This window comes from Mesorhizobium sp. W016, from assembly GCF_054719485.1.
The window spans coordinates 5,037,413-5,055,879 of record NZ_JBTTIF010000002.1 but is presented as its reverse complement, the minus strand read 5'-3'; the positions used below and the strand labels follow the sequence as shown (position 1 = coordinate 5,055,879).

The 18,467-nt window shown below is 63.7% G+C and carries 19 protein-coding genes; 4 read left to right on the top strand and 15 right to left on the bottom strand.

Annotated features, from left to right (window positions below; all coding sequences use genetic code 11):
- Positions 1–52: 52 nt before the first annotated feature.
- The 10 genes from ACYG9V_RS24990 to ACYG9V_RS24945 all read right to left on the bottom strand — a co-directional run bounded on the left by ACYG9V_RS24990 (position 53) and on the right by ACYG9V_RS24945 (position 8,804).
- Positions 53–934, bottom strand: coding sequence for an AAA family ATPase (locus ACYG9V_RS24990; RefSeq protein WP_352763105.1), 882 nt, complete (start codon positions 932–934; stop codon positions 53–55).
- Positions 935–941: 7 nt separating this feature from the next.
- A complete protein-coding gene (locus ACYG9V_RS24985; RefSeq protein WP_023690781.1) occupies positions 942–1,946 on the bottom strand; it encodes a xanthine dehydrogenase family protein molybdopterin-binding subunit in 1,005 nt (334 codons plus the stop codon).
- 1 nt (position 1,947) lies between these two features.
- On the bottom strand, positions 1,948–3,315 hold the full coding sequence (locus ACYG9V_RS24980) for a xanthine dehydrogenase family protein molybdopterin-binding subunit (protein ID WP_352763103.1): 1,368 nt from the start codon (positions 3,313–3,315) through the stop codon (positions 1,948–1,950).
- A gap of 11 nt (positions 3,316–3,326) precedes the next feature.
- Entirely contained in the window at positions 3,327–3,809 is a 483-nt protein-coding gene (locus ACYG9V_RS24975; RefSeq protein ID WP_023746979.1) for a (2Fe-2S)-binding protein, read from the bottom strand.
- Between the two features lie 59 nt (positions 3,810–3,868).
- Entirely contained in the window at positions 3,869–4,663 is a 795-nt protein-coding gene (locus ACYG9V_RS24970) for an FAD binding domain-containing protein (protein WP_352763100.1), read from the bottom strand.
- 15 nt (positions 4,664–4,678) lie between these two features.
- Positions 4,679–5,122, bottom strand: coding sequence for an SRPBCC family protein (locus ACYG9V_RS24965; protein ID WP_023673045.1), 444 nt, complete (start codon positions 5,120–5,122; stop codon positions 4,679–4,681).
- A gap of 113 nt (positions 5,123–5,235) precedes the next feature.
- Positions 5,236–6,063, bottom strand: a complete 828-nt coding sequence (locus ACYG9V_RS24960; protein WP_023712094.1) for an AraC family transcriptional regulator — start codon at positions 6,061–6,063, stop codon at positions 5,236–5,238.
- 150 nt (positions 6,064–6,213) lie between these two features.
- A complete protein-coding gene (locus tag ACYG9V_RS24955) occupies positions 6,214–6,984 on the bottom strand; it encodes an SDR family oxidoreductase (protein ID WP_023712093.1) in 771 nt (256 codons plus the stop codon).
- Between the two features lie 39 nt (positions 6,985–7,023).
- Positions 7,024–8,022: an ABC transporter permease gene (locus tag ACYG9V_RS24950; protein ID WP_023673048.1), complete on the bottom strand. Its 999-nt coding sequence runs from the start codon at positions 8,020–8,022 to the stop codon at positions 7,024–7,026.
- A gap of 41 nt (positions 8,023–8,063) precedes the next feature.
- On the bottom strand, positions 8,064–8,804 hold the full coding sequence (locus ACYG9V_RS24945) for an ATP-binding cassette domain-containing protein (RefSeq protein WP_023696206.1): 741 nt from the start codon (positions 8,802–8,804) through the stop codon (positions 8,064–8,066).
- A gap of 466 nt (positions 8,805–9,270) precedes the next feature.
- On the opposite strand from ACYG9V_RS24945, the gene ACYG9V_RS24940 reads away from it, so the two are divergent.
- Both ACYG9V_RS24940 and ACYG9V_RS24935 read left to right on the top strand, forming a co-directional pair.
- Positions 9,271–10,260 (top strand): sugar-binding protein, encoded by a 990-nt coding sequence (locus ACYG9V_RS24940; protein ID WP_023673050.1) that lies wholly within the window; start codon positions 9,271–9,273, stop codon positions 10,258–10,260.
- Between the two features lie 179 nt (positions 10,261–10,439).
- Complete coding sequence (locus ACYG9V_RS24935) at positions 10,440–11,222, top strand: FadR/GntR family transcriptional regulator (RefSeq protein WP_023690787.1); 783 nt, start codon at positions 10,440–10,442, stop codon at positions 11,220–11,222.
- Positions 11,223–11,240: 18 nt separating this feature from the next.
- Here the strand turns inward: ACYG9V_RS24935 and ACYG9V_RS24930 are convergent, their stop codons facing one another.
- Complete coding sequence (locus tag ACYG9V_RS24930) at positions 11,241–12,179, bottom strand: NAD(P)-dependent oxidoreductase (protein WP_023690788.1); 939 nt, start codon at positions 12,177–12,179, stop codon at positions 11,241–11,243.
- A gap of 117 nt (positions 12,180–12,296) precedes the next feature.
- Here ACYG9V_RS24930 and ACYG9V_RS24925 point away from each other — a divergent pair, with 117 nt between their 5' ends.
- On the top strand, positions 12,297–13,187 hold the full coding sequence (locus tag ACYG9V_RS24925) for an NAD-dependent epimerase/dehydratase family protein (protein ID WP_023712090.1): 891 nt from the start codon (positions 12,297–12,299) through the stop codon (positions 13,185–13,187).
- Between the two features lie 118 nt (positions 13,188–13,305).
- Positions 13,306–14,082: a FadR/GntR family transcriptional regulator gene (locus ACYG9V_RS24920; protein WP_023725423.1), complete on the top strand. Its 777-nt coding sequence runs from the start codon at positions 13,306–13,308 to the stop codon at positions 14,080–14,082.
- Between the two features lie 149 nt (positions 14,083–14,231).
- Here ACYG9V_RS24920 and ACYG9V_RS24915 read toward each other — a convergent pair whose 3' ends face one another.
- The 4 genes from ACYG9V_RS24915 to ACYG9V_RS24900 all read right to left on the bottom strand — a co-directional run bounded on the left by ACYG9V_RS24915 (position 14,232) and on the right by ACYG9V_RS24900 (position 18,445).
- Complete coding sequence (locus ACYG9V_RS24915; protein WP_352763097.1) at positions 14,232–15,338, bottom strand: Gfo/Idh/MocA family protein; 1,107 nt, start codon at positions 15,336–15,338, stop codon at positions 14,232–14,234.
- A gap of 32 nt (positions 15,339–15,370) precedes the next feature.
- Positions 15,371–16,207, bottom strand: coding sequence for an ATP-binding cassette domain-containing protein (locus ACYG9V_RS24910; RefSeq protein ID WP_023712088.1), 837 nt, complete (start codon positions 16,205–16,207; stop codon positions 15,371–15,373).
- Positions 16,204–17,319, bottom strand: a complete 1,116-nt coding sequence (locus tag ACYG9V_RS24905; RefSeq protein WP_023687958.1) for an ABC transporter permease — start codon at positions 17,317–17,319, stop codon at positions 16,204–16,206. The genes ACYG9V_RS24910 and ACYG9V_RS24905 overlap by 4 nt, the downstream gene beginning before the upstream one ends.
- 157 nt (positions 17,320–17,476) lie before the next feature.
- Entirely contained in the window at positions 17,477–18,445 is a 969-nt protein-coding gene (locus ACYG9V_RS24900) for a rhizopine catabolism ABC transporter substrate-binding protein (RefSeq protein WP_023696200.1), read from the bottom strand.
- Positions 18,446–18,467: the final 22 nt, after the last annotated feature.

The following is an 18,467-nucleotide window of genomic DNA, read 5'->3' as shown; positions in this document are numbered from 1 at the left end:
AGAGTGCCCAGGTGAGGCCACCTCGCTATGAACGAGCTGTTGACCTCACACGTCACCCCAGCGCCTCCTCGACAATCTGGCCAAGCTCCGGCGCGATCGCGGACAAATCCTCCTCGTCCTTGATAAGCACACCGATGGCTCGGCGGAAGGCTTGCGGCCATGGGCTGCCGCCTTTCTCCAGTATGGTGGCGGCGTTGGCCCATTCTACGGCCTCGGAGATGCCGGGCGGCTTGGCCAGCGGGCGGACGCGGATCTCCTGCACGGCGGCCGCCACGGCGCGGGCGGTCGCTTCGGCGACCCCGCCGGCGCGCAGCATGATGATGGCGGCTTCGCGCTCGGCGTCGGGATAGCCGATCCAGTGATAGACGCAGCGCCGACGCAGCGCCTCCGCCAGTTCGCGGGTTCGGTTCGAGGTCAGGATGACGATCGGCTGTGCCTCGGCGCGGATCGTGCCGCGCTCAGGGATGCTGATTTGGAAATCGGAAAGGAATTCGAGAAGCAGCGCTTCGAATTCGTGGTCGGAGCGGTCGATCTCGTCGACCAGCAGCACGCGCTGCTCCGGCGCCCGCAGCACCTGCAGCAATGGCCGCGCGATCAGAAAGCGGTCGTCATAGATGTCGATCTCATGCTCGCCGGCATGGCGGATGGCGAGCAGCTGGCGCTGGTAGTTCCATTCGTAGAGCGCGTGTGCTGCGTCGATGCCTTCATAGCATTGCAGCCGCACCAGATCGCGGCCAAGCAGTTGCGCGATCGCCTTCGCAGCTTCGGTCTTGCCAACGCCCGGCGCGCCTTCCAGCAGCAGCGGCTTGCCGAGCCGTATGGCCAGGAAGATGGCGGTGGCCAGGCTGTCGTCGGCGAGGTAGCGCGAAGCAGCGAGATGCCGTGCCACCGCCTCCGGCGAGGTCGCGACAGTCTCGGCATTCGGCTCCTGCATGTCGTCCTCAGTTCGCCGCTTGCGCCTTCAGCGCGCGCAATATGCGCTCCGGTGTGATCGGCAGCGTGTCGATGCGCACGCCGACGGCGTCGAAGACGGCATTGGCAACCGCGGGGATCTGCGGGTTCGCGCACATTTCGCCTGGCCCTTTGGCGCCATAAGGCCCGTCGGCCGAAGGCCGCTCCAGCACGATGATCTCGGTTTGGGCGAGATCGCCCGGTCCCGGCATCAGATACTGGTTGAAGTCGGTGCCGCCATGGTCGCGGTTGGGATAATAGGGCTCGGTCGTTTCGTAGAGCGCGTGGCTGATGCCCATCCAGGAACCGCCGACCAGTTGCTGCTCAACCATTTTCGGGTTCAGCGCGCGGCCGATCTCAAAGACGTTCTTCACGGTCAGCACCGTAACCTCGCCCGTCTCGTCATCGACCTCGACCTCGGCCACCGTGCAGGCATGGGCGTAGCAGGTCGACGGCTTCATCGCGCCGGTCTCTTTCTCCGGATAGGAGCGCGGGATCAGGAACATGCCGCGGCCTGAGATCGAGCGGCCGCGCTTGAAATGCGCCGACAAGGCAACATCGAAGATCGAGATCGATTTCTGTGGCGCGCCCTTGACCAGAATGTTGCCCTCGCCATCAGTTTCGAGATCGGAGGCGTTCACCTCCAGCTCTTCCGCCGCCACTTCCAGCATCACCTGGCGCGCTTCCTTGGCCGCCTGGATGACGGCGTTGCCGGCGCGGTGGGTGCCGCGCGAGGCGAAGGTGCCCATGCAGTGCGGGCCGGTGTCGGTGTCGGCGGTGTCGATGGTGACCCGGTCGGTCGGCACGCCGATGGTCTCGGCGCAGATCTGCGCCATGATCTGCTTCAGGCCCTGGCCGAGATCGACCGACGAAAGTGTGACCATAAAATTGCCGGTCGGCGTCGAATGCACCAGCGCCTGCGTCGGGTCGCCGCCAAGGTTCATGCCCGTCGGGTAGTTGATCGCGGCGACGCCGCGTCCGCGCCTTATCGCCATCTCAAGCTCCCTTCGTGTAGGAGGACATCGCCATATACTTCTCCGCCACCGGCCAGTTGGCGGCGCGCGACGCCTCCTGCATGCACTCGATCAGCGCCGCTCCTTCGGTCGGCTGGCGATGCGCCTTCATGTCGCCATCGCGATAGGCGTTGATGAAGCGGAATTCGAGCGGGTCCATGCCGATCAGCCGCGCCAGCTTGTCCATCTGCACCTCCAGCGCGAAGTCGCCGATGGTGACGCCGAAGCCGCGCATGGCGGAGGAGGGGGTGCGGTTGGTGTAGACGCAATAAGTGTCGATCCAGACATTGGGAATGGTGTAGGGCCCGGGATAGTGCGCCGCTCCCTTCTGCGCGCCATAAGGCGAGTGGCGCGAATAGGCGCCGGCATCGGTGTAGCCGGTCACCTTGCGAGCCACGATGCGGCCATCGTTCATCACGCCATCCTTGATGATTATCTTTTCGGCCGCTCGGGGTGACGAGATCTGCATCTCCTCCTCGCGGCTGTAGATGAAGGAGACGGGACGTCCTGTGAGCTTGGCGCCAAGAATGGCGATCGGCTCGACGATGACGTCGACCTTGCCGCCAAAGCCGCCGCCGACGGTGCCGCCGACGAAATGCAGTTTGGAGCCGGGCATCTGCAGGATGATCGAGGCGTTGTCGAGGGTGAAGAACATCGCCTGGGTGTTGGTGTAGCAGGTGAAGCGATCATTGCCTTCCGGCACCACGACGCAACCGGTGGTCTCGGTCGGCGCATGCTCGATCGGCGAGGATTGATAACTCTGTTCCAGGATGTGGTCGGCGCCGGCGAAGCCCGCCTCGACATCGCCGAAGCGCACCTTGCGGCATTCGCCGCTGTCGTAGAGGTAATAGTTCTGGCCGTGATATTCATTGACCAAAGGCGCGCCGGGCTTCAGCGCTTCTTCCATGTCGAAGACGGCCGGCAGCACCTCGTAGTCGACCTTGACCTTGGCTGCCGCTTCCTGAGCCGCGCGCTCGGTCTCGGCCAGCACCGCCACCACCGCCTCGCCCTTCCAGCGTACCTTGCCGTCGGCTAGCACCGTCTCGTCTTCCGGTCCGACCTGGATCAGGATCAGGATGGTGTAGACATTGTGCGGCACATCCCTGGCAGTAAGGATTTTCATCACACCCGGATGCTTTTCTGCTTCGGAGGTGTCGATGGAGCGGATGCGGGCGTGGTGATGCGGGCTGCGGACCATCTTCAGGTGCAGTATGCCAGGAAAATTGCGGTCGGCGAAATAGGCGGTCTTGCCCGTCACATGTCCCGGCGAATCCAGCCGCGGCCGCCCATGGCCGATCTCGTGCAGGCCGTCCTTGCGCTGATCGGCGAAATAGTTTTTGCGCAGTTCCATTCTTTTGGTCCTTAGGCCGCGTTCTGCGAATTGGCTCGGGCCGCCGTCAGCACCGCCTGGATGATCGGCTCGTAGCCGGTGCAGCGGCAGATATTGCCGGACAGCGCCTCGATCACGTCCTCGCGGCTCGGATTGGGGGTATGGTCGAGCAGCACCTTGGCGGCCATGATCATGCCCGGCGTGCAGAAGCCGCATTGCGTGGCGAAGGCGTCCAGGAAGGCACGCTGCAGCGGATGCAGGACGCCGGCCTCAGCGAGGCCCGATGTGGTGCGGATGTCGGCGCCGCTGCAGGTCTCGGCCAGGGTCAGGCAAGAGAGCCGGAGTTCGCCGTCGATGATCACCGAGCAGGCGCCGCAGGTGCCCTGGTGGCAGCCGCCCTTGGGCGAGGTGTCGCCGATCTTGTCGCGCAGCGCGTGCAGCAGTGTCGTGCCGCTGTCGACAAATTCGGCCTTCTCCGAGCCGTTGAGCGTGAACTGAACCGGAACCTTTGCCATGTTTTCCTCCCAGCGCGCCTGCCCGATTGATCGGACAGACGCGCCCCCCCAAGCGGTGGTTAAGTAAGCAGCAGCCGGCCGAGATGGACCGGGAGAACCTCGGCGCGATACCAGGCGCTGGCGATCGGATCGGTGATTGGCGAAGTGCCTTCACCGGCTGCAGCCAGCGCCGCTGCGATGCCGCCCTGGTCAAGCCTGCTGCCGATCAGTGCCTTTTCCGCAGCGCGGGCGCGCATCGGCCGGTCTGCCATGCAGCCGAGCGCGATCCGCGCCGAGGAGACAGTGCCGTCGCCGGCCTGTTCGAGAACGGCGGCGATGCTGAGCACGGAGACGCCCTTCGGCTTGACCCGCGACACTTTCAGAAAGCGGAAATTCTCGGCCTTCGGCAGCGCGAAGGCGACTGACGTGACGATGGCGCGGCTGCCGTCCCGCCTGGCCAGAAAATCCTCGACAGGCAATTCCCCATCATCGGTGCCGACCGTCGCATCCAACGCCAGCAGGGCGACAGCGAAATCACCGTAGGGCGCGGGTGCGAACAGATTGCCGCCGACAGTCGCCATATTGCGGATCGCCGGGCCGCCGACGGCGCGTGCGGCCTTGGACAGCGCCGCAAGCTCCGGATGGCGGGCGATAGCCGCCATCGTCACCGAGGCGCCTATGCGGACCTTGCCGCCGGCAACGGTAATCTCGGAAAGGGTCGGATCGGTCGAGCGGACGAGGCCGGTGACGGAGACATCGCCTTCATTGGCGGCACGCACGACCAGCGTGCCGCCGCCGAGATAGCGGGTGCCGGGCGCCTTCAGCGCCGCGTTGGCATCCCTGACGGCCGAAAAGGTCTGGAGGGCAAGCGCCATGGCAGTCTCCCTGGTTCAGCTCTGGCCAGAAAAATGGCTCTTCAACGCATTGAAGCCACCCTGGAAGACATTGGCGGCCATGCCGGCGGCGATCTTGTCGGCCTCTTCGGGCGCCGCGTCGAAAGTTGCTGTCCATTCGGCATAGGTGCGGTCGCCGTCGGTAACGCGGCGCAATTGCAGCGTCGCTTTGTGATTGGTCAACGGCTGCGGCGTCTCCAGGATGGAGTAGCTGACGCGGAAATTCGCGTCGGAGAAGTCGAGCAGTTTTTCGCGGATACGCGCGCCGCTGGCGAGCTCGAAATTACGCACGCAGCCGATGGTTTCGGCGCTCTTGCCGTCTTCGATATGGCTCTTGACCATGCGCGGATGCCAGCCCGGCAGGCCGTTGAAGTCGCGTATGCGCGCCCAGACCTTTTCGACCGGCGCGTCGATGACGCTGGAGACGGTGACTTCAGCCATATGATCATTCCCCTACGAATTCGATACGCAGCAGGGTAGGGCGGCGGGCGGTGCTGCGCTTATCAATGGGTCTTGCGGCCCTATCAAGGAGTCTGAAAAACGAGCGGCTTGGCTCAGGCCATAGCCCGCGCCGCCTCGCGGTAAAGCGTCGGCGGCACGCCGACATGGTCGCGGAAGAAGCGCGAGAAATTGCCCTGGGTGGTGAAGCCGAGATTGCAGGCGACCGAGATCAGCGGCTCCTGCGACCACTGCAACTGCCGCACGGCTTCCTCCATGCGCAGCGTGTTCCAGTAGACGTTGGGCGTCAGATTGGTCTGTTCCTTGAACAAAGCGAAGAAATGCGGCCGCGACAGGCCGACGCTGCGGGCGACGTCGTCGAACGAAATGCGCTCGCAGACATTGGCCTTCATCAGCTGGATCGCCTTGCGGACGCGGAAATCCTGCATGGTGTTGACGCGGATGCGCGTCTCCTGCGGCGCCGAGGCGTCGGCGGCGTCGAGCACGCTATCGATGAAGCGCTCGATCTCGTAATTGGCGACGTCGTCGATGCTTTCATTATCGCTCAAATGATCGAGCAGGTTGGCGGCGGCCTGGTGCAGCCATGGTTCGAGCGTGATCGCAGCCTGTGCAAACAACGGCGCCGACGAAGGCAGGTCGCGGCGCCGGCGCGCCCAATCCGGATCGATGTAGAAGGCGAGGAACAGGCCGGGCCTGCCGTTGTGCGACAGAATGTGGCTGTGTGGCTGGTAGGAATTGATGCCGGCGGCGGTGCCGGGACCCAGCGGCACCGTCTCGCGGCCGACGGTCATCTCGCCGGCCGTGCCCTCCAGCCAGATGATGATGTGGGCCTCGACATGCGCATGGGTGACGAAGTCGCTGGCGACATTCAGGACAGAAACATGTCCGAACCGGCCCCAATAGAGCCTGATCGCGTCCGTCATGGGTTATACCTCCCGCAGACGACTGGCCTCCCTTCGCCTGCGACGGGATTGTGCGGCTGAGTTCGGGCTCGCGTCAAGGCGCGGGGCGAAAGCCGCTGTGTGCTGCCGGCCGTAGTGGTGGATTTTCAGACTGAGCGATAGGGTTTCCCGTCAAACCGAAGCCGTCATGCCGCCGTCGACATAAAGCGTATGGCCGTTGACGAAGGATGAGGCGTCGGAGGCGAGGAACACGGCGGCGCCGATCAGTTCGTCGACATACCCCCAGCGGCCAGCCGGCGTGCGCTTTTCCAGCCAGGCGGAGAATTCCTGGTTGTCGACCAGCGCCTGGTTCATCTCGGTGCGGAAATAGCCGGGGGCGATGGCATTGATCTGCAAGCCGTATTTCGCCCAGTCGGTGCACATGCCACGGGTCAAATTGCGGATCGCGCCCTTGGTCGCCGTATAGGGCGCGATGTTGGGCCGGGCGAGTTCGCTCTGCACCGAGCCGATGTTTATGATCTTGCCTTTGCCGCGCGCGATCATGTTGCGGGCGACCGCCTTGCCGGCATGGAAGGCGCCGGAGACATTGGTCTTGAACAGCCGCTCCCACTGCTCCTCGGGAAAGTCCTCGAGCGGGGCGCGAAACTGCACGCCGGCATTGTTGATCAGGATGTCGATGGCGCCGATCTCGGCCTCGATGCGGGCGACATCGGCATCGACCGCGCGAAAATCCGTCACGTCGAAGGTCGAGGGGTGCGCTTTGAAGCCAGCGTCGCGCAAGCCGGCGACAGCACCGGCAACCTTGCCGGCATCGCGGCCGTTGAGCACGACACTTGCGCCATGCTCGGCAAGGCCGCGCGCCAGCGCCAGGCCGATGCCCTGGCCGGAGCCGGTGATCAGCGCCAGCCGCCCGTTGAGGTCGAACAGGGATTTCGATGTCAAAGCAACGGTTTCCAGCCGGAAGATTCAGTCCAAAAACATTCAGTCATTGCGCCTGAAGTTGCGGATCCGGTCGAACAGCACCGCGAGCAGGATGGCGCCGCCGATGAACACGCCTTGCCAGAAAGCATTGATGCCGAGCAGACCAAGGCTGTTGCGGATCACTTCGATGAGCGCGGCACCGACAATGGCGCCGAAGGCGGTGCCGACGCCGCCGGCGAGATTGGCGCCGCCGATGACGGTGGCGGCGATGACCTGCAGTTCCATGCCGGTTCCGAGATTGGTGGTGACGGCGCCAAGCCATCCGGTCTGGATGATGCCGGCAATGCCCGCCGCCAGCGCCGAGATCATATAGACGGCGACCTTGATCTGCTTGACGGGAACGCCGGTCAGCGTCGCCGCGTGCTCATTGCCGCCAATGGCGAAGATGTGGCGGCCAAACTTGGTCCAGCGCAGCGTGAATCCGGTGATCAGCGCCAGAAGGATCATGTAGAGGACCGGATTGGCGATGCCGAACACCCAGGCGCCGCCGCCCAGCGCCAGAAGCTTGTCGTGATCCGGGCCGAACTGGAAGACGACGGTGTTGTTGGAGGCGACCATGGCGAGGCTGCGGGCAATCGACAGCATGCCGAGCGTCACCACGAAGGGTGGAAAGCCGAGATAGGCGATCATGATGCCGTTGAAGGCGCCTATGGCGAGCGCAGTGGCGATCGAGGCGAGGATGCCGACTTCTATGGAGTAGCCGGCATGCATGGTGACGGCCAGCACCATCGACGACAGGCAGAGCACCGAACCGACCGACAGGTCGATGCCGCCGGTGATGATGACGAAGGTCATGCCAAGCGCGATGATGGCGACGAAGGTGATGTTGCGGGTGATGTTGTAAAGGTTCTTCGACGTGGCGAAGGCGTCGGTGGCAAAAGACAGGAACAGGCAGGCCAGGATGACCGCGATCACCACCCAGAAGGTCTGGCTGGCAAACAGTCTTGCCGGCAAGGATTGCTGTTTTTGTTCGATCGGCTGGTCAATTGTCAGTGCCATCGTCGACCTTCATGTGCTGTGCGTGGTGAAATTCGCTGAGATCAAACCTGTTCGATGGCGCCGGTGATCAGCCCGGTGACTTCCTCGGGCGAACTTGACGCAATCGTCTTGTCGGCGACCTTGCGGCCGCGCCGCATGACGATGACGCGGTCGGCGACGGTGAACACGTCAGGCATGCGGTGGCTGATCAGCACCACTGCGATGCCCTGGTCGCGCAAATGGCGGATCAGGTTCAGCACTTCGGCGACCTGGCGCACCGAGATCGCGGCCGTCGGTTCGTCCATCAACACGATCTTGGCCTGCGACAGCATGGTGCGCGCGATCGCTACTGCCTGGCGCTGGCCGCCCGACATCTGCTTGACGAGGTCGCGCGGACGGGTCTCGGACTTCAACTCGGCGAACAACTGGCCGGCGCGCTTGTACATGGCGGCATAGTCGAGGATGCGTAATGGGCCGACGCCGCGGCGCAGTTCACGGCCGAGATAGACATTGGCGGCGGCGGTCAGATTGTTGCACAGCGCCAGGTCCTGGTGGACGATCTCGATGCCGTGCTGGCGAGCTTCCGCCGGCTTGTGCAGGATCAACTCCTTGCCGTCCATGCGCATGACGCCATGGCTGGGGCGGAAATTGCCGGCGATCATCTTGACCAGTGTCGACTTGCCGGCGCCGTTGTCGCCCATCAGGCCGACCACCTGTCCGGGCTCGATCGACAGCGATACGTCGTTGACCGCCTGGATGGCGCCGAAATGCCTCGAGATATTGGTGAGTTCGAGAACCGCCACCAGTCTTTGCCTCCCCGTGTTTTGCGACCCGCTGCTGTTCCCGGCGTGAATGCCGGCGCTGCTTTGGCCCCGCTCTCCCCATCTCCTCCCGGAAACAGCGTCAGCGTTCTTTTACGCAAAAGCCGGCGCTCGTCAATCAATTGTCGGACGAATTGAAGCGTTGGTTATCCAAAAATCCGTTTTGTAGGACAAATAGCATTGACGTTGGCCGCAAGCCGATATTAGCTAAGCGTCGGAGGAGATTATGCCGATGCCGCTGGCGGTTAGCCGGGCGGAATCGGCGGAGGTTTATAGGTCGAGGTTGCGGCGCCACCCTTGTGTTGAGCCGGGCCAATGCCGCATCTGGAAATGCTTATCGATCTGTCTTGGCGACACGAGTGCTCGTGAAACGAACCTCGGTCATTAAGCATCCGGTCGATCTGTGTGGCGGGCACGCCGTGTCCGTCTGTTTCAAGGGAGGACTGACATGAGGAAAACACTTTTGCTCGCCGCCGTCGCCGCCATGGCGCTGGGCGCCGGGCCGGCTTTGGCCAAGAAACAACTCGTCATCGTGGTGAAGGGTCTCGACAATCCATTCTTCGAAGCCATCCACCAGGGCTGCGAGAAATGGAACAAGGAAAATGCCAGCTCGGAATATGAATGCTTCTACACCGGCCCGGCATCGACCTCCGACGAGGCCGGCGAAGCGCAGATCGTTCAGGACATGCTGAGCAAGGCCGACACGGTGGCAATGGCGATTTCGCCATCCAACGCGCCGCTGATCGCTCAGACGATCAAGACCGCCAATCCGACGATCCCGATCATGACGCTCGACGCCGATCTCAGCAAGGAAGATGCCGCGCTGCGCAAGACCTATCTCGGCACCGACAACTATTTGATGGGTCACAAGATCGGCGAGTACATCAAGAAGGGCAAGCCGAACGGCGGCACGATCTGTACCATCGAAGGCAATCCCGCGGCCGACAACATCCTGCGCCGCGCGCAGGGCATGCGTGACGCGCTGTCGGGCAAGGAAGGCCTGGCGGCACTTGCCGGCGAAGGCGGCTGGACCGAAGTCGCCGGTTGCCCGGTGTTCACCAATGACGACGGCGCCAAGGGCGTGCAGGCGATGACCGACATCCTCGCCGCCAATCCCAAGCTCGACGCCTTCGGCATCATGGGCGGCTGGCCGCTGTTTGGCGCACCGCAGCCCTATCGCGACCTGTTCGGGCCGCTCAAGGACCGCATCGCCAGCAACGACTTCGTCATCGGCGCCGCCGATACGATCGGCGATGAAGTGGCGATCGCCCGTGACGGCCTTGTAACCGCTCTGGTTGGTCAGCGGCCGTTCGAAATGGGCTACAAGGCACCGTCGGTGATGATCGATCTGGTCGAAGGCAAGGCCGTCGCCGATCCGGTGTTCACCGGCCTCGACGAATGCACCAAGGACACGGTCGACACCTGCATCCAGAAGTAGGTTCTCGATTTCGGGGCGCCCTTTGACGGGCGCCCCGTCTCTTCCCGAACGGACGCAACGGTTGGGGCAGCAGGCTCCGGCTTTGACGCGCCTGTAGTTTGGATTTTCGGCAACGAGATCGGCGCGCCGTGCAGGTTCGGACCAGTCCGGACGCAGACGGCCGACGCATTGGAACGTGAATGCCGGACGAGAAATCAAAGAAGCGAACCGAGCGGGCCAAGGCACAAGCCAGCCGCGGCCCGGCTGTCATGCGCAGGGCCGGTGCCGCGCATTTTCCGGGAGCGAGCGTCCATGTCTCGCTGGCCGGCGAGATCGGCCTCAGAATCGTGCGCGGCGATTATCCGCCCGGCACGATTCTGCCCAACGAGGCCAAATGGGCCGAGACCTTCGATGTCAGTCGTTCGGCGGTGCGCGAAGCCATCAAGATGCTGATGGCCAAAAGCCTGCTGGCTTCACGGCCCAAGATCGGCAGCTGGGTCGAGCCCAGGGAACGCTGGAACCTGCTCGACCGCGATGTGCTGGCCTGGTACGCGACCGGGCCGGACCGGGAGGCCTTCCTGCGCACGGTGCAGGAGTTCCGTCACATCATCGAGCCGGAAGCGTCGGCCTTTGCCGCCACGCGGCGCAGCGACGAGCAGATGGACGAGATCAGCCAGGCCTGTCGTGAGATGGGCGAGGCTTTGAACCTGCAGGAGCGTATCCGCGCCGATACGCGTTTTCACCTCGCCATATTGCGCGCCTCGGGCAACGATCTGCTGGTGCCGCTTGGCGTTCTGATCGAGTCGGCGCTCGATCATCTCTTTGTCTTCGTCACACGCGAGACCAGCGATCAGCGGCGGGCGCAGGCGCTGCATGAGGCGATCGAGAAGAACATCCGCCTGCAGCGCCCTGCGGCCGCGCGCAATGCGGTGCACAAACTGCTCGCCAACACCGACGATGTTATCGGCCGCTCGAGGCGCTGACACAGGCTTTTCGCCACCTCAAATCGTCTGCTTCTTGCCATCCTTGCTGGGCATCAGGTCGACGCCGTTGACCTTGCCGACATATGTTGCCAGCATCGGCACGAATTGCTCGGCCGGGCCAGTGGCATGGGCACCGGCGAAGGAGTTCTTGGTGGCGTTGCCGAGCGGGTTGGCGATGCCGGCCGCACCCGCCATCGATTCCAGATAGGTCAGGTCCTTAAAGGCGTTGGCGATGGTGAATTTATGTGCGTCGCGGTCGCCCTCCAGCGTCCAGCGCATGAAGGTCTGGTAGAAGCCGCAATCCATGCGGCCGTTGCGGATGACGCTGTCGAAACGCGGTGGCGAGATGCCGACCTTTTCGGCCAGCGCCAGCGCCTCGGAATAGATCGCGGCATAGCCCAGCGAGATGAAGTTGTTGAGCAGCTTCATGCGGTGGCCGTCACCGGTGTCGCCAATATGGACGATGCGGCCGGCCCAGGTCTCGATGACCGGCTTCACACGGGCAAACAGCGCGTCGGGCGCGCCGACCATGGCGTCGAGCGTGCCTTCCCAGGCTTCCTTCGGGGTGCGGCTGAGCGGTGCATCGACGAAGTCGACGCCGATCTCCTTCAGTTCCGCCGCCAGCGCTACCGTCGAGACCGGATCGGCGGTCGAGCAGTCGACGACAACCGAGCCTCTTTTCAGGCCCTCCTTGAGGCCGCCGGGGCCACGGATGATGGCTTCGACCTCGCGCGAGCCGGTGACGCAGATGAAGACGATATCGGATGCCGCTGCCACCTCACGCGAGGTGGCCACTTCCTTCGCACCGCGGCCAGCCAAGTCTTCCGCCGGCTTGCGGTTCTTGCGGCCGAGGAAGGTCAGGCCATAGCCCTTGTCCACGATGTTCTTGGCAATGCCGTGCCCCATCAGGCCAAGGCCGATAAAGCCGATCTTTTCGCTCGCGGCGGTCGTGGTCATGTCTTGAAGTCCTGTTGCGATGATTGATAGTGGGCGCCGCCGTCTGGCGGGCGAGGGTGGTTGCGGAATGCCATATTGTCTGACAATACACGGAAATCCTAGGCATTGGAGACGAAAATGACGAAGCGGATCATGTTCACCGGCGGCAGCGGCAAGGCCGGTCGCCATGTCGTGCAATATCTGGTCGAACAGGGCTGCCAGGTGCTCAACATCGACACCAGGCCGCTCGACAATCCCAAGGTACGCACGCTGATCACCGACATCACCGACAGCGGCCAGGTGTTCAACGCGCTGTCGAGCTATATGGGTCTGCACGAATTCGACCCGTCGCTGCGCCCGCAGCCGGTCGATGCCGTGGTGCACTTCGCCGCCATACCGCGCATCATGATCACGACCGACAATGAGGTGTTCCGCATCAATGCGATGGGCACCTACAACGTCATCGAGGCGGCGGTGAAGCTTGGCATCCCCAAGGTGGTGATCGCGTCCAGCGAGACCACCTACGGCGTGGTGTTCGCCAATGAACCGCGCGACCCCAAATATTTTCCCCTCGATGAAGAATACGACGTCGATCCGATGGACAGCTATGCTCTGTCCAAGGTCGTCAACGAGCACACGGCGCGCGCCTTTGCGCAGCGCAACGGCACCGATATCTATGCGTTGCGCATCGGCAACGTCATCGAGCCGCACGAATATTCGCTGTTTCCGAAGTGGTTTGCCGATCCGGGCTTTCGCAAGCGCATCGCCTGGAGCTATGTCGACGCGCGCGATCTCGGCCAGATCGCGCTGCGCGCCGTTGAAACGGACGGGCTCGGCTTCCAGGTGTTCAACGCCGCCAATGACGACACCTCGTCCGACCTGCCGACAGCGGAACTGTTGAAGCGGTTTTATCCCGACGTGCCGGTCAAGACGAAGCTCGGCGAATATGAAACGCTGCTTTCCAACCGCAAGGCCAGGGACATGCTCGGCTTCCGTCCCGAGCACAGCTGGCGCAAATACGTCAAATAGGACTGGCAAATTGGGCTTTGGGGCAAGGTTGTAACCTGATCTGTGCACAGGCGCAGGCTTTGCCGTCTGCGCCCGGCACTCTGCTTGACAGCTTTCGAAATCCGGACTTTGTGGACGCATGAGGGACGGAAAGCCGAATAAGGGAACGAAGCCTGAAAAGGGGGCATCCGCCGAGCGCCCGGCGGCCCTTCGCCGGGCTGACGCGACCCGGATGCCCGGCACCAGCGTGCATGCGTCACTGGCCAGCGAAATCGGGCTTCGGATCGTGCGCGGCGACTATCCGCCGGGCACCATCCTGCCCAATGAAGCCAAATGGTCCGAAACCTTCAACGTCAGCCGCTCGGCGGTGCGTGAGGCGATCAAGATGCTGATGGCCAAAAGCCTTCTGGCATCGCGCCCCAAGATCGGCAGCTGGGTGGAGCCCAGGGAGCGCTGGAACCTGCTCGATCGCGATGTGCTCGCCTGGTACGCGACCGCGCCCGACCGTGAGGTGTTCCTGAAGACGGTGCAGGAATTCCGCCATATCATCGAGCCGGAAGCGACTGCCTTCGCCGCCATGCGACGCACCGAAGAGCAGATGGCCGAGATCAGCCAGGCCTGCCGCGAGATGGGCGAGGCGCCGAGCCTGCAGGAGCGCACGCGCGCCGATACGCGTTTCCATCTGGCCATCCTGCGCGCCTCCGGCAACGATCTGCTGGTGCCGCTCGGCGTGCTGATCGAATCCGCCTTCGATCATCTGTTCACCTATACGACGCGCGAACTCGACGATCTGCAGCATGCACAGCAACTGCACGAGGCGATCGAGAAGGCCATCCGCCTGCAGCGGCCGGAGGCGGCCCGCAACGCGGTGCGCAAGCTGCTCGCCAATACCGACGGCGTCATCAACACCCGGTAGGATATGCTGATATTCAGGTGAGGCCGGCCTGCAAACGCCGGCTTTCTGCGCTTCCGGTGCTCACTTACTTAAGTACGCTCCGCTCCGGTTCTCGAAATCCAACGTTTTCGGCGCGGCCTGACCTGAATCTCAACACATCCTGCGAGCGCTCAGCCGGCCTGCGAAGTGGCCAGGTGCTGCCTGGTCAGCGCGACCAGCAGCGCCTGGTCGCGGGCGGCGTGCTCGGGGCGGTTGACCACCTCGTCGCCATTGACGATCGCACCCCAGAAGCCGCGCAGTTCCTCGACGAAGGCTTGACCGTAGCCGGCGCGTAGATCCCTGGTCGACAGTGTGTGGCCGTCCGAGGTCTTCACAGTCAGCCGGGTCGGATGATGGTTGAGCCAGGGCGAGGGGAATTCGAGCTCAAGGCTGGCATCGTCGAAGAAGAGCGTGATGCGTTCCTTGTAGTCGGCGAGCTTCGGCACGGTGAGATGCGTCATCGTCCACAGCGCCTGGCTGTCGAGCAGTTTTACCGCGCCCTGGCCGCCATCGCCATTGGCGAAGATCTGCGCGCCGACAACCTCGCCCTCCGGCACGCCGAGTGCGTCGAGCAGTCCGTGCACGGCATTCACATCGTGAATCAAGGCGGAGCTGTAAGCGCCGGTAAATCCACGGAAAGCCAGATCGGTCATGGGCTGGCCGATGGCGCGCTCGACCTGTTGTTTCTGCCTGGCTTGCGCGGCGGCAATCAGCTCCTCGGGAATGTCGTTGCCGCGCTTGTAGCGCTGGTGGGCGATGAACGGCCAGGCATCGGGATCGTTAACCTCGACCGAGACGGACCGCAACGTCTTTGCCGTGCCGGGCAGCGAGGCCAGCGCCAGCCGGTAGCTCGGATCGAAGCGCTTCATATAGCCGACCTGCATGACCTTGCCGGCCTTATCGCGCGCGGCGATGATCTCGGCGATTTCCGCCGGGGAATAGCAGAGCGGCTTTTCGCAGAAGACATGCAGGCCGCGCCCCAGTGCGGCCAGCACCTGCTCTTGATGCAGCGGGTCGGGCGAGCCGATCACGACGGCGTCGAGCTTATGGTCGAACAGTTGCTCCGGCGTTTCGAAATTGGCGATGCCGTGAACTTCGCTGACATATTCCCGCGAAATCCTTGACGGGTCGGCGACGCCGACCAGTTCGAACAGGTCGCCGAGCCGCAACAGGTTTGGAATATGCTCGACCTGCGAGATCATGCCGGCGCCGATAACGCCAACCCGTATCCTGCTCATGCTGCTAAAACTCTCTGCAAAGTGTTCCAGGCTCAGGGTGCGGCGGCCGGCCGATTGCCGATCTGCGCCAACAGCCCGGCAATCTCAGCTTCCACCGCCTTCAGATCCTCGCCGCCCGACATGATGGAAATCACCTCGTCGCGCGAGATCTCGGACTTTGCGTATGTGCCGCGATTGCGGCCGCGGTTGAGCAGCGTGAAAGTGTCACCGACAGGGTAGGCGTGGTGGATGTTGTGGCTGATGAAGATCACCGCCAGCCCGCGCATGCGCGCCTCGATGATGAATTTCAGCACCATGGCCGCCTGATGCACGCCGAGCGCCGAGGTCGGCTCGTCAAGGATCAGCACCTTTGCGCCGAAGTGGACTGCGCGCGCGATTGCCACCGATTGGCGCTCGCCGCCCGACAGCGTGCCGACGGCCTGCGTCGGGTCGCGCACGTCGATGCCGATATCGGCCATCGCCTGGCGGGCAATTGTGTTGGCGCGCTCCTTGTCGAAGCGCGAGAAGGGCAGGCGGCTTCTGGTCGGCTCGCGGCCGAGGAAGAAATTGCGCGTGATCGACATCAGCGAGATCATGCCGAGGTCCTGGAAGACCGTCGCGACGCCGAGGTCCTGCGCGTCGCGCGGGCTGCGGAACGTGACGGGCTTGCCGTCGACGAAAATCTCGCCCTTGGTCGGCCGGTGCACGCCCGACAGAACCTTGATCAGCGTCGACTTGCCGGCGCCGTTGTCGCCCAGCAAGCAGTGCACCTCGCCGGGATAGACCTTGATGTCGATATCCTGCAGCGCGCGCACCGAGCCGAAATTGACCGACACACCACGCAATTCCATGGCTGGCTGGATGGCCGGGGACGGGTTTGGGTAGGTCATTTGCCGCCTCCGCGTCCGAGCGCCTTGAGGCGGATGTAGTTGTTGACCAGCACGGCCATCAAAATGACGATGCCGAGGAAGACCTTGAACCAGTCGGTGTCGATGCCGGTGTAGAAGATGCCCATCTGCACCAGGCCGAAGATCAGCGCGCCGAACAGCACGCCATAGACGGTGCCGTAGCCGCCGGTGAGCAGCACGCCGCCGATGACCGCGGCGATGATCGCCTCGAATTCCTTGAGCAGGCCGCGCGTGGTGTCGGCGGAGCCGGCCTCCATCACCTGGATGGTGGCAAGCAAGGTCGCGGCACAGGCGGTGTAGATGAACAGCGCGATCTTAACCCGGTCGACCGGCACGCCGACATTGCGGGCGGCATTGAGGTCGCCGCCGGTGGCGAAGATCCAGTTGCCGTATTTGGTCTGGGTCAAGACATAGCCGGCAAGCGCTGTCAGTCCGAGCCACCAGACGATCGACATCGGAATGCCGACGACGAAGGGAATGCCGTCGGTGCGGGTGGCGATCCAACCTTGCGTGCCCATCCATTGGAAGAAGCCGGTCAGGAGATGGCCGTTGAACAGGCCCGCGGTTGCCGGGTCCGGCGCGCCGTCGAGGATGTAGGGGATCTGCGTGCGGCCGGTGACGGCGCGGGTGATGCCGATCGACAGGCCGCGCAGGATGTAGAGCGACGCCAGCGTCACGATGAAGGAGGGCAGGCGGGTCTTCACCACGATCAGGCCGTTGACGTAGCCGGTGAGGATGGCGACAGCGAAGGCGCAGGCGATGCCGCCCCACAGCGGCAAGCCCCAGTATTTGACGGTCAGGCCGATGACGACGCCGGCGAAGCCGACCATCGAGCCGACGGAGAGATCGAACTCGCCGGCGATGATGAGAAGGGCTGCGGCCGTGGCGATGATGCCGAGTTCGGCTGCCAGCGTCAGGAAGGTCATCGACCCCTGTAGCGAATAGAGGTTCGACGCACCCGGCAGCAGGGCGAAGATGATGACGGTGGCGATGAGGCCGCCGGCGGCACCGGCTTCGGGCCGGCGCAGCCATTGCGTCAGCCGGCCGGTGCTGGCCAGCCGCTCGTCAGTGCCGGCAGCCCGTTTCGACGTCATGCCGAAACGGTCCTTGCCCAGTACCCCGGGGGCCGGCGCTTCTGGAGGTATCGCCTTGTCTTCCACAACAGCCATTAGGCTCCCCAATCGCTCACTTCGCAATCTCGACCAGAGACGGGGAGCGCATGGCGGCTCCCCGATCCGTTTTGGTCTTGCCTTAGCGGATGCCGTCCTTGGCGAGCGCCAGGATCGCCTTGGCCTTGTCGGGCGAGTCGATGAACAGCGGGCCGGTGTAGGCGTTGTTCTGCGGCCAGAAGCCATGTGTGGCATGCTCGACCAGATAGATCACCGGCAGGTATCCCATCAGATATTGCTGGGCGTCCATGCCGAAGCCCATTTCGCCGGCGACGACGGAATCCAGGACTTCGGGGCTGATGTCGAAGGTGTAGAGCTTGATCTTGCCGAACAACTCCTTCTGCCGGAAGAACGGGATCAGCGGATTGGCGGCGGTGGCGCCCAGCGCGAAGACGGCCTGGGTGTCGGGATGCGCCGACAGGTAGGCCTCGGTGCGGCGCTGGATGTCGGCCGGATCGGGCGACACGGTAAGCACCTCGGTGCCGCCGCCTGACGGCTTCAGCCCGTCATTCAACCCCTGGCAGCGCTGGTCGAGGCTGACATTGCCGACCTCGTGGTTGATGCAGACGACCTTGAGCGTGCCTTCCTTGGCCAGCCGCTCGCCGGCCTTCTTGCCGGAATCATATTCGGAGACTGTGCCGACATAGAGAGAGGTGCCGAGTTCGGCGCCTTCCTTCTCGCCGGAATCCAGCACGACCATCGGAATGTTGGCGGCAAGGCCGGCCTTGACCGATTTACCAAGTGCATTGGCGTCGGCAATGGAGACGGCGATGCCGTCTGGATTGGTGGCGATGGCCGCGTCGAGCAGGCGGGCCTGCTCGACGACGTCGAACACTTGCGGCGCATAATATTCGACCTTGGCGCCGGTGAGCGCCGCCGCATCGTCGACGCCGCGCTTGACCACCGACCAGTAGGGATCGGAGGCCGAGCCATGCACCACGAAGGTGATGCGGACATCCTTCGGGTTCTTCAGGCCCGCGGCCTGCACGACGCCCGCCAGCATACTCATCGAGACAAGCGCGCCGAGCGCCAGTTTCAGAACAGTCTTCATGTCATTCTCCCATTGTCGTTGC